We start from the raw sequence: 23901 nt of genomic DNA, 5'->3' as shown, positions 1-23901 counted from the left end.
CCCACGGCCACCAGCGAAAGGCCACCATGTCTGCCACCAGCATTACCCCCGATTCCCCGGACCGCCCCCGGATCGTCATCGCGGGTGCGGGTCCGGCCGCCCAGGCCCTGGTCCGCCAGCTCACCAGGACCCCTTTCGCCGGCGGCATCACGGTGCTCAGCAACCGCGACTTCGCCGGCGGCATCACGGTGCTCAGCAACCGCGACGACGCCCCCGCCGGGCTCCTGGAACTGGCCGCCCTCCCGCAGGTCTCCGTCCGGTTCGGCCAGCCGGCCAGCTACATCGATCCGGACAGCCGCTATGTGACCACCGCAGACGGCCTGGAATTCAGCTACGACCAACTGGTCATCGCCACCGGAGCTTCTCCCGTAGGCGCGCCGCTGGAAGGCGAAGGCCGCTGCCTGAGCTACGCCACGATCGATGACGCAAGCCGACTCGGCGACGCCGTGCGGGACGTCACCCGCGTCCTTGGCCGGCGACCGCTCGGTATCCTCGTGGGAACCGGCACAGCCGCGGGCCAGGCGGAGGCAGTGCTGCTTTCCCGCGGCGTCCGGCCGATCCGCACAACCCTGCGCCCCACCGCCGTTGTGCCGAACCTGGCCGGCTCCCTCCTGCCGGCGGCCGGGATCGTCTTCGCGGACGGCTCAAGCATGGCCGGTGACCTTGTGGTGCTGGCCGAGGAACGGATCGCCTGTGACGCCCTCGCTGTGAGCGCCGGGCTCAAGACTGAACGCCGGGGCGGCATCGTGATCGGCCAGGACTTCCGCACCTCCGTGCCGGGGATCTGGGCCATCGGCGATGCTGCCGTGTTCGACGGCGTCCGGCTGGGGCTGCTGGTGGCCGCCGCTTCCGCCGCGTCCGTCTGCGCCTCCCAGCTACTTCAGGCCCTGCTCGCCGAACCCCTCGCCGAGGCCGCCTAAGGCCGCCCAGAGGGACCGCCCGGGCCCGCCGGCTGGAGCCCCAGTTGTGGCAAGATGGACACCTGAGAAGCCAGGAAAGGGACCACCATGAGCAACGAAGCCTCCACCGCTGCCCCCGCCACGTCGGGCAGCGGGAGCAACATCGCCTCCTACATCGACCACACCCTGCTCAAGCCGGAGGCGAGCGAGGCCGAGATCCTCGGGGTCTGCGCCGAGGCTGCCGAGTACCGGTTCAAGTCGGTCTGCGTCAATCCGATCTGGGTCAAGACCGTCAAGAAGGCCCTCAAAGGCTCCGGCGTGCTGACGTGCTCCGTGGTGGGCTTCCCCCAGGGCGCCACCCCGAGCGACGTCAAGGCCTTCGAGGCCCGCGGGGCGGTCCTCGACGGCGCCGAAGAGGTGGACATGGTCATCAACATCGCCGCAGCCCGGGCGAACGACAGGGGCGCCCTCGTCGATGACATCGCCGCAGTCGCCGACGCCGTCCACGACGGCGGGGCCATCCTGAAGGTCATCATCGAAACGGCGTTGCTGGACGATGCCCAGAAGGTCCTGGCCTGCGAAGCCGCAGTCGAGGCCGGAGCGGATTTCGTGAAGACCTCGACCGGATTCAACGGCGGCGGGGCCACCGCCGGGGACGTCGCCCTGATGCGCCGCGCAGTCGGCCCGGACCTCGGCGTCAAGGCCTCCGGCGGGGTGCGGTCGCTCGCAGATGCACAGGCTATGATTGCTGCAGGTGCAACACGTATTGGCGCCAGCTCCGGCATTGCGATCGTCAAGGGTGAACAGGGTTCATCCGCGTACTGATCCGCTCCGGCAGCCGCCACAGTTTTGAGCCCCACGGGGCCGAGGAGGAACGAATGTCCAGTAACACCGTCGAGACCCAGACGCCGCAGACCGAGAACAAGCTTGGTTCCACCATCATCCTCTTCGTCCTGATGATGGTCCTGTTTCTGGCCTCCCTCTACTCGCTGTCCTTCCTGACCCTCAGCAACCCGTGGCCGATGGCCGCCTGCCTGATCCTCTTCGCCGCGGCCTTCTGGATTCCGCAGACCATTCTGGGCCGCTCGGATTCGGCCGGCGAAAACTAGGCTTCCGCAAAACACTGAAGCTCCGGATGTCCGGGGCTTCAGTCATTTAAGGGGGTTGAGTTTCGCGACTGCCGTCGACAATGCGGTGGCGAATCCGCACCACACGGCGTAGGGGGCAAGGGCCACGCCGGCGCTGCGGTTCAGCTTGTACGTCCGCCGCACCAGGTCGGCACTGCTCGCTGTCAGGACGGCGCACTCCGCCGCGGCCACCCATGGCCGGCGGGCGCGCCAGAAGAGCCAGCTCCACAAGGCGTTGAGAACGAGGTTGGCCGCCAGGGCACCCCGGTAAGCGGCTATTTCCTGTTGTCGGCGTTTGCCGCCGGCGGCGTCGGGCGCACCGTTGCTGTCCAGCGCGACGGCGGAACTCACGGCGAGGTCCGCGTAAAGTGCTGTCCAGACCACGGGAAACGCAACGGCGGGCGGCTGCCAGTGGGGTTTGCGCAGCTGCCGATACCAGGCGCCGTCGGGATCCGTTGCCACTCCGCCGGCCGCCGCCGTTGCGGCGGTCGCAGCCGCCGTCCACACCACTGTCACCAGTTTCATCGCTGCTCCCTTTTTCGCTACCGGTCCAGATGTGCATCCCTGAGAGCGGGCGGCGTCGCGCCCTGGATGACCCAGCGGTTGCCATCGGGGTCGGCGAAGAAGGCAAATTGCACTCCCCCCAGGTCTTGAATCTCGCTGATTGCGGCGCCCCGGCCCAGGAGTTCGGCGCGCACCCCGACGATATCGGTGACAACCAGCTGCAACCCCTCCAGACTGCCAGGCTGCATGCCGGTCATGCCCGTGCCAATGACGATCGAAGCGGCGGAACCCGGCGGTGTCAGCTGAACGACCCTCATTCCGGGGATGTGCTCCACGTCATGGTCCAGGACGAAGCCCAGCTTCTCCGTATAGAACGACTTTGACGCTCCGACATCGGCCACCGGCACTTGTACAACCTCAAGATGCATCTCCATGCGCCTCACAGTACCGCCGCACAAGCAGAAAGCAACGATGTCCGACGCCGGTGATAGCGGAAGCGCCGCGGGTACGACGGATCAGGTGGCGGCCGCCAGCGCGAAGAGGCTCCTGACCAGCCCCGTGCCCAGCGCCAGGGCGGCCGGGAAGTGCGTCTCGGCCACGGCCAGTCCCGCGCCGAACATGCCCACCAGCGCGTAGCCGCTCACCGGGATGAGGACGAACCATTCCCGCCGCGATCCCGCCCGGCCCAGCAGCGGGAGGGAGAACGCGCCGTTGGCTTTCCAGACGTTCTTGAGCAGCGGCACCTTGCGCAGGGCCTTCGGCGGCTTGATCACCAGCGGCCAGAGCAGCGGCACTCCCCCGGTGGTGATCATGTCCCCCGCGATGTGCACCAGCACACCGGTGAGCATCGAGACCGGCAGCCAGGTCCACTGGTGCGGCGCGAACCACGTCACCAGGGCCGCCATGAGCAGTGCGAAGACCCAGTTGCTGAGCCAGCCGTGCTTCGGAAACAGTTTGAGGGCCTTCGCCGCGATGTTGATCATGAACATGCACAGCAGGCCGGCCCCCACGGACAGCAGCCCCCACTGGGTCTGCACCTGCACTTGCCCGGCGATCGTGGCCAGCAGCACGAAGAACGCCGCGCCCAGCACCGAATGCGTGCCCTGCCGGTGGCCGCCGCTGACGTTCTCAATGCCGCGCGCCACCAGGTTGGACAGCGGCGGCAGCGCGTGTGCCACCGTGCTGGCGCGGTGGTCCCAGTCGCAGACCAGCGCGGTCCCCGCCGTCGCCATGGCGCCGATCACGATTCCCGTGGGGTCCAGCGGGTACCAGCCCAGCGCGTAGGGCCCGGTCGAGGCGATAGCTACCCACGCCGCGGCTCCCGACGCGGCGTGATGGCCTCCCATCATTCTCTACTTCACCGCGAGCTGCGCGTCGGAGAAGATGTTGCGGATGACCCCGTTGGCCCACTCGAGGATCTCGGCGTCCTGGAGGTCCCGGCCGCCGATCCGGGCGGTCTTGGGCTTCGGAATGAGCACCGCGTCCAGGGCGGGCTTGGACTGCGCGCCGGGGTACATCCGGGTGAGCCGCATGAGCTTGGACTCCGGCAGCTGGGCCGGGGAGAACTTGATGAAATTGCCCTGCAGCGCGACGTCGCTGAGCCCGGCCTCGCGGGCCCCCACCCTGAAGCGGGCGACGTCGATCAGGTTCTTCGCGGGCAGCGGCAGTTCGCCATAGCGGTCCACCAGCTCGGCGAGGACCTCGTCAATCCCCTCATAGGAGATGGCGCCCGCGAGCTTCCGGTACGCCTCGAGGCGCAGCCGCTCTCCCGGCACGTAGTCATGCGGCAGGTGCGCGTTGACCGGCAGTTCGATCTTCATTTCGGCGGCCTTCTCCTCGGCGTCGCCGCGGTACTCCGCCACGGCCTCGCCGACCAGCCGGATGTAGAGGTCAAAGCCCACGCCCTGGATGTGGCCGGACTGCTCGCCGCCGAGCAGGTTGCCGGCGCCGCGGATCTCAAGGTCCTTCATGGCCAGCTGCATGCCCGCGCCGAGCTCGTTGTGGGTGGCGACGGCCTTGAGCCGTTCCAGCGCCACCTCACCGAGCGGCTTTTCCGCGGCATACAGGAAGTACGCGTAGGCGCGTTCGCGGCCGCGGCCGACGCGTCCGCGCAGCTGGTGGAGCTGGGAGAGCCCGTACTTGTCGGCGCCGTCCACGATCAGGGTGTTGGCGTTGGAGATGTCCAGGCCGGTCTCGATAATGGTGGTGCAGACCAGCACGTCGAAGCGCTTTTCCCAGAAGTCCACGATGATCTGTTCCAGCCGGCTCTCGGACATCTGTCCGTGCGCCACTTCCACGCGGGCCTCCGGGACCAGCTCGCGGATCTTCGCCGCTGTGCGGTCGATCGTGGAGACCCGGTTGTGGACGAAGAACACCTGGCCTTCGCGCATCAGTTCGCGGCGGATCGCCGCTGACGTCTGCTTGTCCGTGTAGGGGCCCACATAGGTCAGCACCGGGTGGCGTTCCTCCGGCGGGGTGGCCAGCGTGGAGGTCTCCCGGATGCCGGTCAGCGACATCTCCAGGGTCCGGGGTATGGGAGTGGCGCTCATGGCCAGGACGTCCACGTTGGTGCGCATCTTCTTGAGCGCCTCCTTGTGTTCGACGCCGAAGCGTTGCTCCTCGTCCACCACCACGAGGCCGAGGTCCTTGAAGGCGAAGTCCTTGGAGAGCAGGCGGTGCGTGCCGATCACGACGTCGACCGAGCCGTTCTTGACCCCCTCCGCGGTCTCCTTGGTTTCCTTCGCGCCCTGGAAGCGGGACAGCGGCTTGACGACGAGCGGGAAGCCGGAAAAGCGTTCGGTGAACGTCTCGTAGTGCTGCTGGGCCAGCAGGGTGGTCGGCACGAGGATGGCGACCTGCTTGCCGTCCTGGACCGCCTTGAACGCGGCCCGGACCGCGATCTCGGTCTTGCCGTAGCCGACGTCGCCGGAGATCAGCCGGTCCATGGGGATCTCGCGCTCCATGTCGGCCTTGACCTCATTGATGGTGGTCAGCTGGTCCGGGGTCTCCACGTAGGGGAAGGCTTCCTCGAGTTCGCGCTGCCAGGGGGTGTCCGGGCCGAACGCATAGCCGCGGGAGGCCATCCGGGCAGAGTACAGCCGGATGAGTTCGCCCGCGATTTCCTTGACGGCCCGGCGCGCTTTGGACTTGGTGCTGGCCCAGTCCGAGCCGCCCATCTTGCTCAGCCCGGGAGTGTCCCCGCCGACGTACCGCGTGACCTGGTCCAGCTGGTCCGTGGGCACGAAGAGCCTGTCGCCCGGGGCGCCGCGCTTGGACGGGGCGTATTCCAGGACCAGGTACTCGCGCACCCCGTCCCCGCCACCGGCGACCTTGCGCTGGATCAGTTCCACGAAACGTCCGATGCCGTGCTGTTCGTGCACTACGGAGTCGCCGGCCACGAGCTGCAGCGGATCGACGGCGTTCCGCCGCTTGGACGGCATCCGGCGCATGTCCTTGGTGGATCCCGCGGAGGTCCTGCCCAGCAGGTCGGCCTCGGTCAGGAGTGCCAGCTTGAGCGAATCCAGGACAAAACCGCGTCCGACGGCGGCCGTGGTCACCTCGATCAGCCCGGCTTGGGGGTCGTCGGCGAGGGAGTCGACCCGGGCGCAGGGGATGTCGTTGTCGTGGAAGAGCTCCGCGAGCCGCTGGGCCGGGCCGGGGCCTTCGGTGACGACGACGATCCGCCACTGGTCCCGGATGTGGGAGCCGATGAAGTCCATCATTTCGGCCACATCGCCCTGGTAGCCGCGCGGTTCCCGGGCGTGCAGGTTGAGTACGTCAATGTCGGGCAGCAGTTCCTCGTCGGTGGCCAGCGAGGTGATGGACCACCAGGACATGCCGTGTTCGAGGGCTGCCGAGCGGGTGTCGGTGAGTGAGCGGAAGCTGGCGGAGTGCAACGCCGCGGATGCAGCGGAGGTCAGATCCAGGGGTGCGGTCCCGCCGTCGGACGCCGTGGACCAGGCGGCCTCGAGGAATTCCTCGTTGGTGGCGGCGAGGTCGTGGGCGCGGGTCCGGACCTTTTCGGGCTCAATCACCACAGCCATCGAGCCGGCCGGGAAGCTGTCCAGGAACGGCACCATGGCGTCCACCAGCACCGGGGCCAGGGACTCCATGCCTTCGACGGCGATGCCGCCGGCGATCTTCTCCAGCATGTCCGCGGCGGCCGGCAGCTGGGACTTCAGCGTGGCGGCGCGGGACATGACAGAGGGCGTGATCAGGATTTCGCGGCACGGCGGGGCATGCAGTTCCGCGGGATGGTGCACTCCGGGCGCGGTCAGCGAGCGCTGGTCGGCGACGGCGAACCAGCGCATCTGGTCCACCTCGTCCCCGAAGAACTCCACCCGGATGGGGTGGTCCTCGGTGGGCGGGAAGACATCCAGCATGCCGCCGCGCACGGCGAACTCGCCGCGCCGGGTCACCATGTCCACCCGGGCGTAGGCGGCGTCGGCGAGGCTCCGGACCACGTCGCTGAACGGGATCTCCTGGCCCACTTTCAGGGTGACGGGGACCAGTTCGCCGAGGCCAGCCACGATCGGCTGGACCACCGCGCGGACCGGGGCCACCACAACGCGCAGGGCGCCGGCGGCGTCAGGGTGGGCCAGCCGGCGGAGCACGGACAGTCGGCGGCCCACTGTGTCCGAGCGCGGGGAAAGCCGTTCGTGCGGCAGGGTCTCCCAGCTGGGGAACTCGGCGATCGTCTCGGCCGGCAGGAACGCGCGCAGCGCCTCCGTCAGGTCCTCCGCCTCCCGGCCCGTAGCCGTCACGGCCAGGACCACGGGCGCCGGCCCGCCGTCGGCGGCTGAAACGGCCAGGCCGTCGGCCATCTCCGCGAGCAGGGCCGAGCGCAGGCCGGCCGGTGCGCTGATCTGGTAGTCCTCGCTGCGGACGCCGAAACCCCGCGCGGCCTCGGCCCGGACGCGGGTGTAGCTCCGGTCTTCGGCAAGGACACGGCGCAGACCGGTGAGAGAGGGGCCGTTGAGGCTCATAGCTGTTGCTCCTGAAGGGATCACGGGGACGCAGGCAACACGAATAGCCGGAATTCTGGCGAATCCCGGGTAGTCCAAGCCTACCGCGGAGCCGGGGACGGTCTGCCCCGCGGGACTAAGCTGGCACCAGAGGCAGGTCCCGGGCAGTCCGGGGCAGCTGCCACTCCGAATGGCTTTTATATGGGCAATGACTATTTGGCCAATGACGTATTTCCGGGCAATCACGAGGAGCCAACCATGAACGGGAACCCCACGGCAGCGCATCCGAAGACGGTGCTCGTCACCGGCGCCACCGGCTACATCGGCGGGCGGCTGGTACCCCGGCTCCTCGAGGCTGGCCACACGGTGCGGGTCCTCGTCCGAACGCCCGCCAAAATCGCCGAAGTCCCGTGGCTGGACCGCGTCCAGGTCATCCAGAGCAGCCTGGACGACGGCGACGCCCTCCGCGAGGCGCTCGACGGCGTCGACGTCCTGTACTACCTGGTCCATTCCATGGCCGCCGGGGCCGGCTTCGAGGCCAAGGAGCAGGCGATGGCAGGGATGACTGCCCGGGCGGCGGCCGCGGCCGGGGTGGACCGGATTGTCTACCTGGGCGGCCTGCACCCGTCCGGCGCCGAACTGTCCACCCACATGCGCTCCCGTGAGGCGGTAGGGAAAGTCTTCCTGGACAGCCCGGTGGACGCGGTGGTCTTCCAGGCCGGCGTCGTCATCGGTTCCGGCTCGGCGTCGTTCGAAATGATCCGCCACTTATCCGAGACGCTCCCGCTGATGCCCGCGCCGAGCTGGGTGCGCAACAGGATCGAGGCGATCGCCGTCCGGGACGTCCTGTACTATCTCGTAGCCGCGGCGAGCCTGGACGGCCCGATCAACCGCACCTTCGACATCGGCTGCCGCGAGGTGCTCAGCTACGCGGGAATGATGAAGGAATATGCCGCCGAGGCAGGCCTGCCGTACCGCGTGGTCCTGGCGCTCCCCATTCCCGCGCCCAAGCTCGCGGGCATGTGGGTGGCGTTGACCACGCCGATCCCGCTTTCCATGTCACTGCCGCTGGTGGAATCGCTCCAGCACGACGCCGTCACCCGGGAACGTGACATCGACGGGTACATTCCGGTGCCGGCGGGCGGCCTGACGCCCTACCGGAGTGCCGTGGCCCTCGCCTTGGGCAAGGAACGCGACGGCCAGGTCGAAACAACGTGGGCCAGCGCCGGCGTTGACGCCGATCCCCTGCCGAGCGACCCGGACTGGTCCGGCCACACGGTGAACCTGGACGAGCGCAGCTTCCAAAGCGACGTCGACCCGAAACACGTGTGGACCATCATCGAAGGCATTGGCGGCCGCAACGGCTGGTATTCGCTGCCGCTGGCCTGGCAGGTGCGGGGCTGGCTGGACAAGCTCACCGGCGGGGCGGGGCTGCTGCGCGGCCGGCGGAACCCGCATCTGCTGGCCGACGGCGAAGTGGTGGACTGGTGGCGCGTCGAGCGGATAGACCGCGGCCATTTGCTCCGGCTGCGCGCCGAAATGCGGGCGCCTGGACGGGCCTGGCTCGAGCTCTCCGTGGAGCCCGACGGCGCGGGCAGCCGCTACCGCCAGCGCGCCATCTTCTTCCCCAAGGGCCTCAGTGGCCGCCTGTACTGGCTCGCCGTGCTGCCGTTCCACAGCGTGATATTTCCCGCCATGTCGCGGAATATCACGGCCGCTGCGCGGGAGCTCCAGGACCTCGAATCGGAGCGGGCCGGGCACACCCCGTAGGATGTTTGGAGCCCGAATCGTCCAGTTCCACCCCACGGAGGACCCCCATGGCCCTGAGTGCCTCGACCACCCTTCCGCACCATGTCGACCGCGTGACCGCAGTGTTCGTGAACGAGGACTTCCTGCGCCACGCGAGCGAGCTCGTCGGCGGCACCCTCGAATCCTTTGCCGTGGACGGCGATCCGGCCGGCGCATTCAGCACCACCACCGTGCGCACCATCCCGACCACCCGGATGCCGGACATGGCGCGGAAGTTCCTCGGTGAGAGCCTCAAGGTGACCCAGCTTGAGGCCTGGGACGCGCCGGCCGCCGACGGATCCCGGCAAAGCAACATCTCACTCAAGATCGCCGGAGCTCCCCTCGACGTGAATGCCGTCCAGCGCCTTGTCGCCGACGGCGGCAGCACCCGGATCGAACTTGTCGGCACGGTCACCTCCTCGGTGCCGTTCCTGGGCGGCAAAATCGCCGAGGCCGCGGAGCCGATGGTCGGCAAGGCCCTGAACATCCAGTCGAGCCAGGCCCAGGCCTGGCTCGAGAGCCACTAGCCCGTGCAGCTGCCGGCAGCCCTGGCCGTCGTCCTGATCATCTCCGGCGTCTGGTCCCTGGCGGTCTGGCCGCAGTTCCTGCGCCGGGTAATGAAGGATCCAAGATCACGCGATACCGGCGGGAAGGCCACCCGCTTCCTCACCGTCCACTTCGTCATTGTGGGCATCTCCATGCTGCTCGGGGCGGCGACTGCGGCCATCGGAATAGCCGGCCTGCTCGGCTAGCCTGCCCGGCAGCCCGGCTGCCCGGGCCGGCTGGCAAGGGTACGCCCCGGCGGGGCAAAAACACGTAGAAAACACTCTAGTGAGGTCCCGGATCCACTGCTAGTATCCCAGTCAGGGTGCCGGTCTCAGCGGCCATTTGGCGTCCCATACCTCCGGACTGCGGGGCTCCGATGACAGAACGTCCGATCACAGATCAACCGGCGGCAGCCGACGCAGCTTCGGCCCGACAGAAGCGGTCCGTCCGGATCGATATCGTTCGCCTCATCGGCCTGCTGGTCGTCGTTGCGGGGCACGTCTGGGTGCAGTACCCGATCGGCGGGTACGTCGCCATCTTCTTCGTCCTTTCCGGCTACCTGTGGTCCGCCAAACGGTCCGTGGCCCAGGATCTCCGGTACCAGTCGTGGAAGCTGCTTGTCCCCTACTTTGCCTGGCTTGCCATTCTCTCGGTCCCGTACTTTGCCCGGACACTGATCGGCACCAAGGACGAGGTCGGCCTGGGCTCACGTGCCCTGGACCTGCTCTGGGGCGGGGAAAGGGCGACCAGCCCGTTCACGGCCTTCTGGTTCATGACTGCGATCTTTGTGGCCGCCATCTTGTTCCGCATCCTCATGTTCGCACCCCGCTGGGTGTATTACGGCTGCCTCGGCCTGGCGCTCGCGGCGAGTATCTTTGACGATCGGCTCCTCGGCGGCCTGCCCTTTGCCGTGGATGTGGGCGCCGTCTCCATCCTCTTCATGGCCGCCGGGTACGCCTACCGGAAGATCGAGCCCACGGTCGGCCGCTTCTATGCCGGCGCCGCGGCCGTCATCGTCCTCTGCGGCGTCCTGGTTGCCACCGGGACCAGCGCCCGGATGACGCTGAAGTCGGCCGACTTCGGGACCCCCGTGCTGAGCATCGCCGTCGCCGTGCTGATCGCCCTCGCCGCGCTGTCCCTGGCCCGGCCGCTGGCGAACGCCCTGCCCGAAAAGGGCGGACGCACGATTTCCCGCATTGTCCAGATGGGGACCCCGATCATCCTGCTCCACGCGGTGCCCCTCTGGCTGCTCCCGGACAGCGTGCCGCAGATTGTTGAGTTTGTTGCGGCCTGCGTGTTCCCGGTCACCGTCGCCCTCGCGCTGCTGCGTTTTCCCAACTCCGTGGCGCGGCGAGCCCTGATGCCGGACAAAGACCACCACTTGTTGTGATCGGTGCGGCTATGCGCCACGGCAAGGTTTCCTTCCCTGAAGCATCGGGCGCCCCGGCGCTAGAATCAGGGAAAAGCCAGTTTCTGCTGAAAGGGTTTCCGGTGCAACCCCATCGCGTCGCCAGCTGGGAGCTCGCCGGATACGTGGTGATCCTGGGATTCATCACCCTGTGGCCAACCCCGGTCGACCGCGGCGGCGGGGGCGAGCTGCTCATGAAAGTGCTGCGCAGGCTCCACCGCTGGGGTATCCCCGATTGGGTCGACTATGGCTTCGTGGAGGCCGCCTCAAATATCCTGCTGTTTGTGCCGCTGGGCGCCCTCGTGGTCTGGATCATGGGGCGCAGCTATTGGTGGGTTGGCGGGGCCGCCGGCTTGCTGCTGTCCGCCGCCATCGAACTGGCACAGTTCGTCTTCCTGCCGGCCCGGTATCCGTCGGTCGCTGATGTCCTGGCCAATACAATCGGGGCCGCCCTGGGCGGCCTGCTGATCCTGCTGGTCATGGAGCGCGGCGCGTCTGTGCGAAACCCCGCCCGGACACGTACGCTGTGAGCTGATCTTGCTCTTTTGAACACCCCTGTGGGGAGGAAGTCGGAATCATGCGGATCTCGGTAATTGGTTGCGGATATCTGGGCGCGGTGCATGCCGCGTGCATGGCGAAGCTCGGGCACGATGTCGTGGGCATCGATGTTGACGAGAACAAGGTGGCCCAGCTCTCCGGGGGGCATGCCCCGTTCTACGAGCCGGTGCTGGATGACCTCCTGAGCGAGCTCGAAGAATCCGGACGGCTGCGGTTCACCACCGACATGTCCGCCGCCCGCGGCTCGGAGATCCATTTCATCTGCGTGGGGACGCCGCAGAAACGCGGCGAAAACGGGGCGGACCTGCGCTTCGTGGATGCCGCCGTCGAGTCCTTGGCCGCCTACGTCTCGGCAGGGGACGTCATCGCAGGGAAGTCCACGGTGCCGGTGGGCACCGCGGCCCGGCTCGCCGAGGTCATCGCGGAAGCCGAACCCGGCGCCACTCTGGTCTGGAACCCGGAATTCCTTCGTGAAGGCCACGCCGTGACGGACACCCTCAACCCGGACCGGTTCGTCTACGGCGTGCCGGACGGCAGCGAGGACAATCCCGCCGTCGCCGTGCTGGACCGGCTCTACGAGATTCCCCTGGCCAGCGGCACACCGCGGCTCGTGACGGACTATGCGACGGCGGAACTGGTCAAGACCGCCGCCAACTCGTTCCTCGCCACCAAGATCTCCTTCATCAACGCGATGGCCGAGGTGTGCGAGGCCACCGGCGCCGACGTCACCCGCCTGGCCGACGCGATCGGCCTCGATGACCGGATCGGCAGGAAATTCCTCAACGCCGGGATCGGATTCGGCGGCGGCTGCCTGCCAAAGGACATCCGAGCATTCATGGCTCGGGCCGGCGAGCTGGGCGCGGACCAGGCCCTGACCTTCCTGCGGGAGGTCGACGCCATCAACATGCGGCGGCGGACCCGCGTGGTGGAACTGACGCGCGAGCTGTGCGGCGGTTCGCTGATGGGCCAGCGGATCGCGGTGCTGGGCGCGGCTTTCAAGCCGGAAAGTGACGATGTTCGCGATTCACCGGCCCTGAGTGCGGCCGCCCAGCTCCAGCTCCAGGGCGCCGTGGTGACGGTTACCGATCCGCAGGCCCTCACCAACGCCGCCAAGCGCTTCCCGGAACTCCAGATGGAACCGGACCTTGAGGCTACCCTGCACAAGGCGGACGCGGTGCTCCTGCTGACCGAGTGGAAGGCCTACCGCGAGCTCGATCCACACGGCACCAAGTCGCTCGTGACGTCGCCGCGGATCCTCGACGGACGCAACGTCCTGGACCCGGCAAAATGGCGGGCCGCCGGCTGGACGTACCGGGGGCTCGGCCGGCCCTGAGCGGCCGGCGCATCGCGCGCCAGGTCGCCGGGTCGCCAGGTCGCCGGGTCGCCCTTCAGTTCGCCAGAGCCTGCCCGAGCGCGTCCTCGGCGGCCACCCAGGAAAGCATGGCGCACTTGACCCGGGCGGCGTAGCGGGCCACACCCTCGAACGCGGCGGCATCGCCGAGCACGTCCGGATCAGCGGCCACTTTTCCGCGGGAGCGCAGCACTTCGCGGAAGCTGTCAATGACTGTGCGGAGTTCCTCGGCGGTCATGCCCTCGGCCAGGTCACTCAGCACGGAAGCCGAGGCCATCGAGATCGAGCAGCCGTCTCCGTCCCAGCGCAGTTCACTGACCTTTCCGTCGGCCACCGAGACCCTGACGGTGATCTCATCGCCGCACACCGGGTTGAGCTGGTGCGACTGGCCGCTGCTTGCCCCGCCCGGAACGGACGTTCCGGCCAGTCCGGCGCCGTGCCGGGCCTTGGAATGCTCCAGGATGATCTGCTGGTAAAGCTGGTCGAGACTCATGTCTGCCGTCCTCAGGCTTGGAAGTATCCGCGGACACCGGCGACGGCATCGAGAAACGCGTCCACATCGTCGGTGGTGTTGTACAGGTAGGTGCTCGCCCGGGTGCTCGCCGTCAGCCCCAGCCGGCGGTGCAGGGGCTGCGCGCAGTGGTGACCGACGCGCACGGCAATGCCGCGGCTGTCCAGGAACTGTCCGACGTCGTGCGCGTGGACGCCGGCCACGTCGAACGCCGCCAGTCCAATCCGCTCCTGCCCGGCGGCCGGCCCCAATACCCTGATCCCGGGGATGGCTTCGAGCCCTTCCACGAGCCGCTGCCCCAGTTCCGATTCCCAGGCGTGGATGCGGGAGAGGCCGGTTTCACTCAGGTAATTGGTGGCTGCTGCGAAGGCCACGGCCTGCGAAATCCGCTGGGTTCCGGCCTCGAACCGCTGCGGGCTGGGCAGGAATCCGGCCCGCTCCATGGTGACGGTGGTGATCATCGAGCCGCCGGTAAGGAACGGCGGCATGGCGTTGAGCAACTCCGCGCGCCCGTACAGGCCCCCGATGCCCGTGGGTGCCAGCATCTTGTGCCCGGAGAAGACTGCAAAGTCCACGTCGAGGGCCTTGACGTCCAGTGGCAGGTGCGGGGCGGACTGGCAGGCGTCGAGCACCACGAGGGCCCCGACGGCGCGGGCCAGCCCCACCAGGGTGGTGACAGGATTGATGGTGCCCAGGACGTTGGAGGCGTGCGTGAAGGCCAGGACGCGGGTCCGGCTGCCGATGATCCGGCCGGCGGCTTCCAGGTCCAGGGCGCCGTCGTCGTCGACCGGGATGAATTTCAGCGTGGCACCGGTGCGCTCGGCCAGCTGCTGCCACGGAATCAGGTTGGCGTGGTGCTCCATCTCCGTGACCACTAATTCGTCGCCGGCGCAGAGGGAAAAGCGGGCGGATTCCGGAGCGGCCCCGGGGAGGGAGGCATTCAGGAAGGAGTAGCTCAGCAGGTTCAGCCCCTCGGTCGCGTTCGAGGTCCAGACGAGTTCCTCAGCCTCCGCCCCGATGAAGCCCGCGACCGTTTCCCGGGCGTCCTCGAAAGCCTCGGTGGCCTCCACGGCCAGATGGTGGGCGCCGCGGTGCACCGCCGAATTCCGCTGTTCGTAGAATTCCTGCTCGGCTTCGAGCACGCTGAGGGGGTTCTGCGAGGTGGCCCCGGAATCCAGGTAGACCAGCGGCCTGCCATTGACGCTCTGGTGCAGGATCGGGAAGTCATTGCGGATCCGCAAGACCTCCTCGTTGCCCAGCGCCTGGGCTGAGCGGAGGAGATGGGCTGGGGTGGCAACCATGGCGGGACTCCTGGATCGGCTTTCGCTGCAACGCACGCGGGCCGCCGGCCGGGCGGTGCTATTACGTCACACAGATTGATCTTAATTATCCCACGTTCCGGCACTCGTCCTTTTCAGCTCCCGCGCGGACCGGAACGCCCCGAAACCCAACGGGAGGGCCGGCGTCGTAATTCTTGCGCGGGAGAACTACGCTCAGCCCGCGGGTCCGGCCGGCGTCAGGGCATCGCGGGGATTCGAGGCTGCCGCGGTCGACGCCTCGTCGCGTTCCTGCCGGGCACGGAGCTCCCGCTTACGGTCCTGCGCTTCGTCCCCGGCGATGATCACCATGGCCAGCACCGTCCAGACGATGATGCCCGCCGCTGACCTGGTGGCCAGCGAACTGTACGTCTGCGGCATGATCACGGCCATGATTCCAGCCAGCATCAGGCCCGGGTAACCGTTCCCCGGTCCCTTGCGGACCACCACGGCAAGCATGGCCCCGAAGTAGAGCAGCGCGAAGACGAGTCCGAAATCGATGCTGTACATCAGGATCGGGTTCTCGAAGCTCGTTTCCAGCCCGATCTGGTTTGCCAGCCGGTAGCTGGAACCGATGCCCTCGCCGGCCAGTGCGTAGCTGCTCCACCGGCTGAGGAAGTAGTCCAGCGCCAGGCTTCTGGCCTGCGCGGAACCGGAATCGTCCACTACCCTTGCCGCCACCCCCGCAACCAGCGGGGAGGCCATGATCACGGCGGCCACGGCGGCTGCCCCCACGAGCATTGCCGCCTTGATCCACACCCGCAATTTGGCGAAGAGCAGCGTCGCGGCCACCGTCACGGCCAGCGCCGCCAGCCCCATGCGGGACTGGGTGATGAGCACACCGACCACCATGAGGGCCAGCAACAGCGCCTGGTGCCAGATGCGTTTCAGGCCTGCCACCAGCGGTGCAGACAGCGCGATGACCAGCGACAGGGCCAGGGGTTGATCCAGGGTGGCCATCCAGCGGCCCGAATCCCGGCCGAACCAGTAGACATTGCTATAGCCGAACTCGTAGAACAGGAAGCTGTTCGTGAGCCACTGGGCGATAGCGACGACGCAGACGATCGCGACGAGCGCCAGGATCACGGTGCGGAGCAGTGCCACCAGCCCGCCGGCCCGGTTCGCTTCCGCCAGCAGGATGAGGCAGAACACGACCGGAACCACGATCTGGTCCACCAGCAGCACAAATCCTCCGCCGGATTGCGACGTCGCGGAGGCCAGGAAAGCCGCCGCCATCACCAACGCGAGGGTGAGGAAGAGAAAGAAATGCCGGGCCAGGGCCACATGGATGCTCCACGGGTCATGGAGCATCCGGACGACGAAGATGGCCAGTATCAACCACGATGCGGCATGCAGCGACAACGGGCCCGAGCCCACGCCGGTGATGAGCGAGTTGCCCACTGCCGGAACCAGCATCCACAGGCAGAGGACTGACGTGATCAGCACCCTGACCCGGGTCCGGAGCAGGAAGGCGGCCGTCAGGCAGAGCACGATCCACGCTGCGAGCTGCATTCAGGCCCCCCACCCTAGAGCCGGGCTTCGGTCAGCGGCGCTGTTGCGGCGACGCATCCGTCACCGCCGCGGGGCGGAGTGAGGGACGGGCGGTACCGCCGGCATGTCCACGGGAGCCCAGTCGGTCGTTTGTTCCTCGGCCCGGAACCGTTCGGACGGTTGTTTGTAGGCTTCCGAGAGGCGGGCCGGCAAGGCGTTGAGCACTACCCCGGCCACCCTGGTGTTGACCAGTTCGAGGTTCCGGAGCGTGGCCTTAAGCAATTCCGGCGTGACCCGCCGGTGCATCACCACAAGGACGGTGCAGTCTGCGGCGGCCGCGAGCAGTGCCGCATCGCTGTAGGGCTGCATGGCCGGGGTATCGATGATCACCCGGCTGTACTTGGCCCGCATCTGCCCCAACGCCGTGCCCGCTGATCGGCTGCCCAGCAGCTCTGTGGGGTTGGCGGGCACCGTGCCTGCGGCGACCACCTGGAGCCGCTCGTGCACCGTGGGCCGGATGACGGCGCCCAGTGCAGCGCGGCCTGCCAGTACATCCGCGAGGCCCGGTCCGTCGGCCAGGCCCAACTCTGCCGCGAGCCGCGGGTTGCGCAGATCCGCCTCCACCACCAGGACCCGTTCGCCGGCGTCGGCCCAGGCCCGGGCGAGCATGAGCGCAACACTGGTTTTGCCTTCCCCCACCCGCGTGGAGGTGACCGCGACCACGGCGGATGACGGCATGCCGGGAAAATGATCGATGTTGGTTCGAAGCCTGCGCCCGGCCTCGTCCAGGAGCGAGACGGGACGCTGTTCCAAAATCCGAATCGCCTTGCGGGCATCGGGGCTGACCGGGATGCGGGCGAGCAGGGGCAGCCCGGATGCCTCCTCGACCTGCTCGGCAGTCCGCAGTGTCTTATCCATCAGCCGGCGGGAGACGGCAATCGCGACGCCGGCGCCGAAGCCCAGGAGCGCCCCGAGCGCGAGGTTCAGGCCGACACGGGGCGACACCGGCGCGGTCTCCACTGTGGGGCCCGCCACCAGGTTAAGTACTGTCGGGCCGCTGCCGGCCGCCGTTCGAGCGGCTTCGAATTCGGTGACCGAGGCCCCGAGATTGTCGGCGACAGCCCGCGCTACGGCCACGGTGTTGGCCTGATCCGGCAGGCTCACCACGATGGAGAGCATGAGCGTGGCCTGGTCTCCCGAGGCGCTGATGCTGTCGGCGATGTCCTTGGCGGAAAGACCTGTATTGCTGTTCCTGACCAGTCCGTCGACGAACTTGTCGCTCTTGGCGAGGCTGGCGAAGGCCGCGATGCGGCCCCGCGAGAGTTCGAGTGCCTGCAAGGCTGACTGCCCCGTGCCCTGTGCCGTGACCACATAGAACTTGATGCTGCTTTGATACGCGGCCGGCGTCCGGGCCGTGGCGACGGCTGCGGCGGCAAGGCCGATCACCACACACACGAGCACGATCCACCAGCCCCGTACGATCGCGCGTCCGTATTCTGCTAGCTCCAAAGGAACCCCCATGCGGCTTCCACGCCATGCCGGCACCGGCACGGTACTTCATGGTCCCCTGAAGGCCCATTATTTACTGCAAATCTGCCGGACGGAAGCTTTTTCGCAACACGTGTTGAGTACAGTCCGACGTCGCCGGCCGGGCCGCCGCCGCACAGCCATCCCGAAGCCCGTGGGCCGGGCGGTTCAAATCCTAGCCAAACCGCGAAGTCGGCCGTAGTCTTGCCCTAAGCCAGAGCGGATCCACAGGTCTCAGCGACTCGTTCCAGCGGCGGAATCCGGGAAAAACACGGGCGGCATTCCCCCTCATCCGAGCCGCTGGGTGACTGTCCGCCGCGGGTTCGGAGCCAGGGGGGCATGTTGAACAATTCTGGGCAGCAGTTATCGGTACTCGTGGCACATCCCAGTGCCGACCTTTACGGCTCGGACCGGGTCCTGCTGGAAACCATCGCGGGACTGGTTCATGCCGGTGCACGCGTCCTGGTAACGCTCCCGGCGCCGGGCCCACTCGTTGCGGAACTTCAGCGCCGCGGGGCAAGGGTAATCCTCTCCCCCACACCCGTCCTGCGGAAGAGCATGTTGACAGGCGCCGGATTGCTGCGCCTGACCGCCGCCGCCGTCGACGGGCTGCTGCGCAGCATCGGGGTGATCCGCGGTGCCCGGCCGGACGTCATCCTGGCCAACACCATCACGGTCCCGCTCTGGACCGTCGCGGGCCGGCTGACGGGGGTTCCCGTCGTCACTCATGTTCACGAAGCCGAGGCCCACGCCTCCCGGGCCCTGCGCACGGCCCTGGCCCTTCCCCTCTTGCTGTCCAACGGCATCCTGACCAACAGCCAGTTCAGCGCGGACACCCTGGCCGCCGCTCTCCCGGCACTGCGCGGCCGTGCCACCGTTATCTACAACGGAGTCCCCGGACCGGTCGAGCAGGTGCCGCCGCGGGAGGTGCTTGACGGCGGCCTCCGCGTCCTCTACATCGGCAGGCTCTCGCACCGCAAGGGAGTGGACGTGGCCGTGGACGCGCTCCGCCGGCTGCTCCGTGACGGCGTCGAAGCGCGGCTGGACGTGGTGGGCGCGGTGTTCCCCGGCTACGAGGACTACGAAGCCGGACTCCGCGAGCAGGTGGCGGACAACGCGGCGGAGGGACGCGTGACGTTCCACGGCTTCCAAGACAATGTCTGGCCCTTCCTTGCAGATTCAGACGTGTTGGTGGTGCCGTCGCGGCTCGATGAGCCGTTCGGCAACACGGCGGTAGAGGCCGTGCTGGCGTCCCGGCCCGTGGTGGTGAGCAACACCTCGGGGCTCCGCGAGGCTGCCGCCGGCTATCGCTCGGCTCAATTCGTCGAGCCCGGGGACGCTGCCGGGCTCGCGGCGGCACTGGCACGCGTCTCGGACCAGTGGCAGGACTTTCGGGCCATGGCCCGGCTGGACGCGGCTGCGGCGGAGCACCGGCACAGCCCGGAGTTCTACGGCAAGCTGATCGCCGGACACCTGGCCGAGGCTGCAGGCGGCCCGAGGTGAAGGGGGACACCGCCGGCCGCACCGGCGGGGCCACCTCGCAACCCGCAGGGGAGGCCTCCGGCGGGATGCAGCGGAAGACTGCCCGGAGCGTCCGCTGGAGCTTCGGGGCCGTCCTGGCGCGGCAGGGATTCCAGATTGTCTGCGCCGTGGTGCTCGCCCGGATCCTGGGGCCGCAGAGCTACGGCGTCATTGCTGCCGCCACCGTCTACATCAGCCTTGTGGCGCTGCTGCTCGATCAGGGCCTCTCCGCCGCACTCATCCAGCGCGCGGACGTGACCCGCCGCATGGCCGGCGCCACCGCCACGCTGAACCTGCTGGTGGCCGCCCTGCTCGCGGCTGTCACCTGGTTTGCGGCACCGTGGGTGTCTGATTTCTTCCGGGTTGACGAACTGGAGCCCATCCTTCGGGTGCTGGCCTTCGCCATCCCGCTGAAGGCCCTCGCGATTACGCCGCGGGCCATGTTGTCCCGCGAGATGCAACTGCACAGAGTGGGCGCTGCAGACATTGCAGCGGCCGCAGCCGGCAGCGCCGCGGGAATCGGCGCGGCCCTGGCCGGCGCCGGCCCCTGGTCCATGGTGTACCAGGTGGTAGCTACCGATCTCGTGTGCAGCGCCATGCTGCTCGCGGCGAGCCGGGGCCCCCTGCCAAACTTCGGCTTCCGCGCCGTCGTGCCGCTGTTCAAGTTCAGCATCAGCGTTTTCGCGACGGATTTCCTGGCCTATTTCTCCCGGAATGTGGACAACATCCTGGTGGGCCGCGTGCTTGGCGTCTCGGCGCTTTCCCTCTACGGGATGGCCTACCGCATCCTGGTCGTTCCCGTGCAACTGATCGGCCAGACAGTCAACCGGGTCATGTTCCCGGCTTTTGCCCGGTCCGCGGACCGGCGCGATCTTGTGGCCGGGAACCTGACCGCCGCAACCCGGATCCTTGCAATTTCTGCCATTCCCCTGATGACCTTCGTGGCCTGTGCCGCCCCCGAACTCGTGAACCTGGTCCTTGGCCCGGAATGGCTGCCAGCCGCCGCCCTGGTCAGCGTCCTCGCCGTCGGCGGTGCCCGTGAGACCGTCTTCTACGTGACGCCGTCCCTGATGAAAGGCCTGGGCCAGAGTTCACTCATCATCCGTTATGAAATCCTGGCCGCCGTGGTGCAGGTCGGCGGCATCGTGATCGGGCTCCAATTCGGCGTTTTCGGCGTCGCTGTGGGCTACGCGGGCGCCGGCTTTGTGCTCACTCCGGTGCTGCTGCGGATCCAGACCCGGCTGACCGGTGTCACGGCGGCCTCGCAGCTGCTATCAATTCTTCCCGCCGTCCACTCGGCGCTGTGGGGCGCTGCGGGCTACTGGGCGTGGTCGCTCACCGGTGTCCACGGCGTATGGCAGCTGCTCGGCGGCCTGGCCATCTTCGTGGCCCTGACGCTCGCCGCACTCTGGCTCTTCCACCGCCGGATGCTGTCCGGCTATGTTGCCCAAGCGCTGGCATTGTTCGGCCGGACGGGCACGCGGCAACGCTTGCAGCACACCCACAGGCCCCCTGAGGCGCGAAGCAAGAAGACAGAGGACACTAATGACTGAATATGACTTCACGTCCGCCGGAGCCGGGGCGGGATTCGAGCCCGGGGTCGAGCCCGGGCCGGAGCGCGGACCCGGGCACAGGTTGGAGCGAGCGGACATGGACGGGCTACCGGCTGGCGGCACAGTCATTGCGGTGCTGACTTACCGGCGGCCGGAGGACATCGCGCTCGCGCTGCCCCGGCTGGCGGCCCAGGCCGGCGCCGACCCCACCGGCGTAGGCCCAGGCTCAGGGACGGGCACAGCCGTCACCGTCCTCGTCATCGACAACGACCCTGCCGCCAGCGCCCGACAGGTGGTGGAGCAACTCGCCGGAACGCTGCCGAGGGGGCTCGTCCGGTACGTCCATGAGCCGAAGCCCGGTATTGCGGCCGCGCGCAACCGCGCCCTTGCCGAGGCCGGCCCCAGCGGACTGCTTGTCTTCATCGACGACGACGAGACGCCGTCCGAGCGCTGGCTTGCGCAGCTGGTGGAGCTGCAGCACTCCAGTGGCGCTGCCGCCGTCGTCGGTCCGGTCATCAGTGAATACGAACACGAGCCGGAGCCGTGGATCGAAGCGGGCCGGTTCTTCCGGCGCCGCCGGCTGCCCACCGGCGCACGGCTGGACGTGGCCGCCACGAACAACCTGCTCCTGGACCTGCACCAGATCCGGGCGCTGCGGTTGAGCTTCGACGAACGTTTCGGACTCAGCGGCGGCTCCGACACCCTCTTCACCAGGCAGCTCGTGCAGCGGGGAGGAACAATGCTGTGGTGCGACGAGGCCGTCGTGGTGGACCGCGTCCCGGCGTCCCGGCTCACCCGCGGGTGGGTCCTGCGCCGCGCCCTGCGGAGCGGCAACACGGCCACCAGGGTCAGTCTCGAGCTCCGCGCAAATGCAGCCGTCCGGCTTGCCGCCAGGGGCGCCGCGCTCGCGTCCGGATCCCTCCGCCTGCTGGGAGGTGCGGCCAGGCTCGCTGCGGGCATGGCCAGCGGATCCGAAGCGCGAAAGGCGTTGGGCCTGAGGACGGCCGCGAGAGGCCTGGGCATGGCTTCAGGGGCCTTCGGATACGTCTATAGCGAGTACCGGCGGCGATAAGTTTACGAGCAGTTAAGTCAGCGTTCCGTGGGGATGGAAGATCCCTGAGTTGCCGGGGAATATTCGGCCATGCCGCCTGCGACACGCCCAAACGTTACCAAGGTGCAATGTTGCATATCCTGCCGTTATTGATTTGCAACCTTTTGGTGCCTCGGATAGCGTGATGATTCATTAGCCGGGGTCGGGGACGCCTTCCGGAACGTCAGTGCTGCACCTACCTCGGGTTCGCCCATGCCTAGGTCTCAGGTACCGGGTACTGCACTGACACCGCACCATGCAACATACCGATTCGGCTTCAGTGCCGCTGGCAAACCAGGCCCAAGCCGCTCGCCACTTCCGTTATGTCTTAGTGCACTTCCCCGTGCCCGGAAATCGAGACGTAAGAGGTTAAGACACTATGGCCATTGGCCCCCAGAACATGAACATCCGCCCGGCCTACTTGAGCGCCGCCGTACTGACGGCCGCTGCGCTTACGCTCACCGGCTGCGGACAGCTTGCAGCCCAGGATGCACCGGGTACGACGTCGGATGCCGGCGCCCGGTCTGCTGCAACTGAAGCAGCACCGGCAACCCCCGCCGCGGAATCCAAGTCCGCAGCCACTGACACCTCCGGCGCCGCGGCCCAGGCTCCTTCCGCAGCTCCGGGCGCCGGGGCGGGGGCCGCTGCTCCGGTTGCAGCTCCGGCCGCACCTCCGGCCGCCGGGGCGGGGGCCGCGCCGGTTGTTCAGCGCGCCACGGCCATCCAGGCGCAGGGTAACATCGCCGCGACCACTGCCCCCGCGGCCCGCACGGCGCAGGCTGTGGGCACGTACCAGCCCTCCGGCGCCAACACCGGCGTCGTTGCAGGCACCGCGTTGAAGCCGCACAACACCTCGGGCGCAGACTTGGTCATCACCCAGGACGGCACCGTCCTGGACGGCCTGGAAATCTACGGCGATATCAAGGTCCGCGCCAAGAACGTGACAATCAAGAACAGCCGCCTGCACGGCGGCAAGGGCACCCCCGGCGCGAACACCGGCGTCATTGATGCCAACAGCGCCGCTGTTGCCAACCTGGTCGTCCAGGACAGCACGATCATCCCGGACAGCCCGTCCTACTACCGCGACGGCATCGTCGGCCACGACTACACGGCCCAGCGGAACCACATCCAGGGCACGAACGACGGACTGGGCATCTTCAACCGCCCCGGTGGTCCGGCCACGGCCAACGTGAGGGCCGAGGGCAACTACATCCACTCGCTGACGTACTGGTCCAACGACCCCGCGCACAGCAACGGAACGCACAATGACGGCATCCAGGTGCAGGGCGGCGAGAACATCCGCATCGCCGGGAACACCGTCGTCGCCAACTCCAACCCGGGTGCCGGCAGCGCAGCGAACCCGCGCGGAAACCATGCCGGCATCGGCATCATGCTGCAGCAGAACGTTGCAAAGCTCGCCAACGTCGTGGTGGAGAAGAACTGGGTGGACGACGGCCAGACCTCGATCAACATCGATAACGGCAAGTACGCGAACATCACCGTGACTGTTTCGGATAACTACCTCGGCCGCAACCAGTTCGATTTCGGCAGCGGCTCGAAGTACCCCGTCCGGATCATCAGCCGCGCCGCCAGCACCACTCCGGGCCTGGCGACCAACCGCTGGGCAGACAACCTCTCCTTCCTCGTCGAAGGCAAGACCGGCGGCATCCGCTACAACGCCTAAGCTCACCGTCCCGGCTCTAGAGCCCGGCGAAAGGGCCGGATCCTTGAATGGATCCGGCCCTTT

Annotated in this window: 21 protein-coding genes; 13 read left to right on the top strand and 8 right to left on the bottom strand. The window is 68.0% G+C overall.

The features are described 5' to 3' along the window. Positions 1 to 26: 26 nt before the first annotated feature. The 3 genes from BJG92_RS08970 (at position 27) to BJG92_RS08960 (ending at position 2008) form a co-directional block, all read left to right on the top strand. Entirely contained in the window at positions 27 to 920 is an 894-nt protein-coding gene (locus BJG92_RS08970; RefSeq protein WP_232083685.1) for an FAD-dependent oxidoreductase, read from the top strand. 87 nt (positions 921 to 1007) lie between these two features. Next, positions 1008 to 1724, top strand: a complete 717-nt coding sequence (gene deoC / locus BJG92_RS08965) for a deoxyribose-phosphate aldolase (protein WP_232083684.1) — start codon at positions 1008 to 1010, stop codon at positions 1722 to 1724. Between the two features lie 53 nt (positions 1725 to 1777). Continuing rightward, positions 1778 to 2008: a hypothetical protein gene (locus tag BJG92_RS08960; RefSeq protein WP_232083683.1), complete on the top strand. Its 231-nt coding sequence runs from the start codon at positions 1778 to 1780 to the stop codon at positions 2006 to 2008. Positions 2009 to 2050: 42 nt separating this feature from the next. On the opposite strand, the gene BJG92_RS08955 is transcribed toward BJG92_RS08960, so the two are convergent. From BJG92_RS08955 to mfd, 4 genes are all read right to left on the bottom strand, one after another. Then, positions 2051 to 2551, bottom strand: a complete 501-nt coding sequence (locus BJG92_RS08955) for a TspO/MBR family protein (RefSeq protein ID WP_232083682.1) — start codon at positions 2549 to 2551, stop codon at positions 2051 to 2053. A gap of 17 nt (positions 2552 to 2568) precedes the next feature. Continuing rightward, positions 2569 to 2964 carry a VOC family protein gene (locus tag BJG92_RS08950; RefSeq protein ID WP_232083681.1) on the bottom strand — a complete coding sequence of 132 codons (396 nt, stop codon included), beginning with the start codon at positions 2962 to 2964 and terminating at the stop codon, positions 2569 to 2571. 81 nt (positions 2965 to 3045) lie between these two features. After that, entirely contained in the window at positions 3046 to 3879 is an 834-nt protein-coding gene (locus BJG92_RS08945; RefSeq protein ID WP_232083680.1) for a metal-dependent hydrolase, read from the bottom strand. Between the two features lie 3 nt (positions 3880 to 3882). Further along, the gene (gene mfd, locus BJG92_RS08940) at positions 3883 to 7515 is read right to left on the bottom strand and encodes a transcription-repair coupling factor (RefSeq protein ID WP_232083679.1); all 3633 of its coding nucleotides are present in this window, start codon (positions 7513 to 7515) and stop codon (positions 3883 to 3885) included. Positions 7516 to 7752: 237 nt separating this feature from the next. Between mfd and BJG92_RS08935 the strand changes: the two genes are divergently transcribed. The 6 genes from BJG92_RS08935 (at position 7753) to BJG92_RS08910 (ending at position 13127) form a co-directional block, all read left to right on the top strand. Beyond that, entirely contained in the window at positions 7753 to 9264 is a 1512-nt protein-coding gene (locus BJG92_RS08935; protein ID WP_232083678.1) for an SDR family oxidoreductase, read from the top strand. 47 nt (positions 9265 to 9311) lie between these two features. After that, positions 9312 to 9809, top strand: coding sequence for a DUF2505 domain-containing protein (locus tag BJG92_RS08930; protein ID WP_232083677.1), 498 nt, complete (start codon positions 9312 to 9314; stop codon positions 9807 to 9809). A gap of 3 nt (positions 9810 to 9812) precedes the next feature. After that, positions 9813 to 10034: an SCO4848 family membrane protein gene (locus BJG92_RS08925; protein WP_232083676.1), complete on the top strand. Its 222-nt coding sequence runs from the start codon at positions 9813 to 9815 to the stop codon at positions 10032 to 10034. Positions 10035 to 10204: 170 nt separating this feature from the next. Further along, on the top strand, positions 10205 to 11218 hold the full coding sequence (locus BJG92_RS08920) for an acyltransferase family protein (protein ID WP_232083675.1): 1014 nt from the start codon (positions 10205 to 10207) through the stop codon (positions 11216 to 11218). A 101-nt stretch (positions 11219 to 11319) separates the two neighbouring features. Then, the gene (locus BJG92_RS08915; RefSeq protein WP_232083674.1) at positions 11320 to 11766 is read left to right on the top strand and encodes a VanZ family protein; all 447 of its coding nucleotides are present in this window, start codon (positions 11320 to 11322) and stop codon (positions 11764 to 11766) included. 47 nt (positions 11767 to 11813) lie between these two features. Continuing rightward, a complete protein-coding gene (locus tag BJG92_RS08910; RefSeq protein ID WP_232083673.1) occupies positions 11814 to 13127 on the top strand; it encodes a UDP-glucose/GDP-mannose dehydrogenase family protein in 1314 nt (437 codons plus the stop codon). A gap of 55 nt (positions 13128 to 13182) precedes the next feature. Here BJG92_RS08910 and sufU read toward each other — a convergent pair whose 3' ends face one another. The 4 genes from sufU to BJG92_RS08890 all read right to left on the bottom strand — a co-directional run bounded on the left by sufU (position 13183) and on the right by BJG92_RS08890 (position 17972). Then, the gene (gene sufU / locus BJG92_RS08905) at positions 13183 to 13638 is read right to left on the bottom strand and encodes a Fe-S cluster assembly sulfur transfer protein SufU (RefSeq protein ID WP_232083672.1); all 456 of its coding nucleotides are present in this window, start codon (positions 13636 to 13638) and stop codon (positions 13183 to 13185) included. Between the two features lie 11 nt (positions 13639 to 13649). Then, complete coding sequence (locus tag BJG92_RS08900) at positions 13650 to 14957, bottom strand: cysteine desulfurase (RefSeq protein ID WP_232083671.1); 1308 nt, start codon at positions 14955 to 14957, stop codon at positions 13650 to 13652. A gap of 192 nt (positions 14958 to 15149) precedes the next feature. Further along, a complete protein-coding gene (locus BJG92_RS08895) occupies positions 15150 to 16484 on the bottom strand; it encodes a hypothetical protein (protein WP_232083670.1) in 1335 nt (444 codons plus the stop codon). A gap of 60 nt (positions 16485 to 16544) precedes the next feature. Then, on the bottom strand, positions 16545 to 17972 hold the full coding sequence (locus BJG92_RS08890) for a polysaccharide biosynthesis tyrosine autokinase (RefSeq protein WP_232083669.1): 1428 nt from the start codon (positions 17970 to 17972) through the stop codon (positions 16545 to 16547). A 357-nt stretch (positions 17973 to 18329) separates the two neighbouring features. Here BJG92_RS08890 and BJG92_RS08885 point away from each other — a divergent pair, with 357 nt between their 5' ends. From BJG92_RS08885 to BJG92_RS08870, 4 genes are all read left to right on the top strand, one after another. Then, complete coding sequence (locus tag BJG92_RS08885) at positions 18330 to 19493, top strand: glycosyltransferase (RefSeq protein WP_232083668.1); 1164 nt, start codon at positions 18330 to 18332, stop codon at positions 19491 to 19493. Then, a complete protein-coding gene (locus tag BJG92_RS08880) occupies positions 19490 to 21064 on the top strand; it encodes a lipopolysaccharide biosynthesis protein (protein ID WP_232083667.1) in 1575 nt (524 codons plus the stop codon). Before BJG92_RS08885 ends, BJG92_RS08880 begins: the two co-directional genes overlap by 4 nt. Continuing rightward, on the top strand, positions 21057 to 22136 hold the full coding sequence (locus tag BJG92_RS08875) for a glycosyltransferase family 2 protein (RefSeq protein ID WP_232083666.1): 1080 nt from the start codon (positions 21057 to 21059) through the stop codon (positions 22134 to 22136). The genes BJG92_RS08880 and BJG92_RS08875 overlap by 8 nt, the downstream gene beginning before the upstream one ends. 397 nt (positions 22137 to 22533) lie before the next feature. Beyond that, the gene (locus BJG92_RS08870; RefSeq protein ID WP_232083665.1) at positions 22534 to 23838 is read left to right on the top strand and encodes a hypothetical protein; all 1305 of its coding nucleotides are present in this window, start codon (positions 22534 to 22536) and stop codon (positions 23836 to 23838) included. Positions 23839 to 23901: the final 63 nt, after the last annotated feature.

This window comes from Arthrobacter sp. SO5 (assembly GCF_020532805.1).
In the GTDB taxonomy this organism is placed as follows: domain Bacteria; phylum Actinomycetota; class Actinomycetes; order Actinomycetales; family Micrococcaceae; genus Arthrobacter.
This window is presented reverse-complemented; position numbering and strand designations above follow the sequence as displayed.

What these genes read in the sequence shown, in the direction of transcription:
- BJG92_RS08970 (WP_232083685.1), top strand. Translation starts at nt 27, where the DNA reads ATGTCTGCCACCAGCATTACCCCCGATTCCCCGGACCGCCCCCGGATC.
- deoC (WP_232083684.1), top strand. Translation starts at nt 1,008, where the DNA reads ATGAGCAACGAAGCCTCCACCGCTGCCCCCGCCACGTCGGGCAGCGGG.
- BJG92_RS08960 (WP_232083683.1), top strand. Translation starts at nt 1,778, where the DNA reads ATGTCCAGTAACACCGTCGAGACCCAGACGCCGCAGACCGAGAACAAG.
- BJG92_RS08955 (WP_232083682.1), bottom strand. Translation starts at nt 2,551, where the DNA reads ATGAAACTGGTGACAGTGGTGTGGACGGCGGCTGCGACCGCCGCAACG.
- BJG92_RS08950 (WP_232083681.1), bottom strand. Translation starts at nt 2,964, where the DNA reads ATGGAGATGCATCTTGAGGTTGTACAAGTGCCGGTGGCCGATGTCGGA.
- BJG92_RS08945 (WP_232083680.1), bottom strand. Translation starts at nt 3,879, where the DNA reads ATGATGGGAGGCCATCACGCCGCGTCGGGAGCCGCGGCGTGGGTAGCT.
- mfd (WP_232083679.1), bottom strand. Translation starts at nt 7,515, where the DNA reads ATGAGCCTCAACGGCCCCTCTCTCACCGGTCTGCGCCGTGTCCTTGCC.
- BJG92_RS08935 (WP_232083678.1), top strand. Translation starts at nt 7,753, where the DNA reads ATGAACGGGAACCCCACGGCAGCGCATCCGAAGACGGTGCTCGTCACC.
- BJG92_RS08930 (WP_232083677.1), top strand. Translation starts at nt 9,312, where the DNA reads ATGGCCCTGAGTGCCTCGACCACCCTTCCGCACCATGTCGACCGCGTG.
- BJG92_RS08920 (WP_232083675.1), top strand. Translation starts at nt 10,205, where the DNA reads ATGACAGAACGTCCGATCACAGATCAACCGGCGGCAGCCGACGCAGCT.
- BJG92_RS08910 (WP_232083673.1), top strand. Translation starts at nt 11,814, where the DNA reads ATGCGGATCTCGGTAATTGGTTGCGGATATCTGGGCGCGGTGCATGCC.
- sufU (WP_232083672.1), bottom strand. Translation starts at nt 13,638, where the DNA reads ATGAGTCTCGACCAGCTTTACCAGCAGATCATCCTGGAGCATTCCAAG.
- BJG92_RS08900 (WP_232083671.1), bottom strand. Translation starts at nt 14,957, where the DNA reads ATGGTTGCCACCCCAGCCCATCTCCTCCGCTCAGCCCAGGCGCTGGGC.
- BJG92_RS08895 (WP_232083670.1), bottom strand. Translation starts at nt 16,484, where the DNA reads ATGCAGCTCGCAGCGTGGATCGTGCTCTGCCTGACGGCCGCCTTCCTG.
- BJG92_RS08885 (WP_232083668.1), top strand. Translation starts at nt 18,330, where the DNA reads ATGTTGAACAATTCTGGGCAGCAGTTATCGGTACTCGTGGCACATCCC.
- BJG92_RS08875 (WP_232083666.1), top strand. Translation starts at nt 21,057, where the DNA reads ATGACTGAATATGACTTCACGTCCGCCGGAGCCGGGGCGGGATTCGAG.
- BJG92_RS08870 (WP_232083665.1), top strand. Translation starts at nt 22,534, where the DNA reads ATGGCCATTGGCCCCCAGAACATGAACATCCGCCCGGCCTACTTGAGC.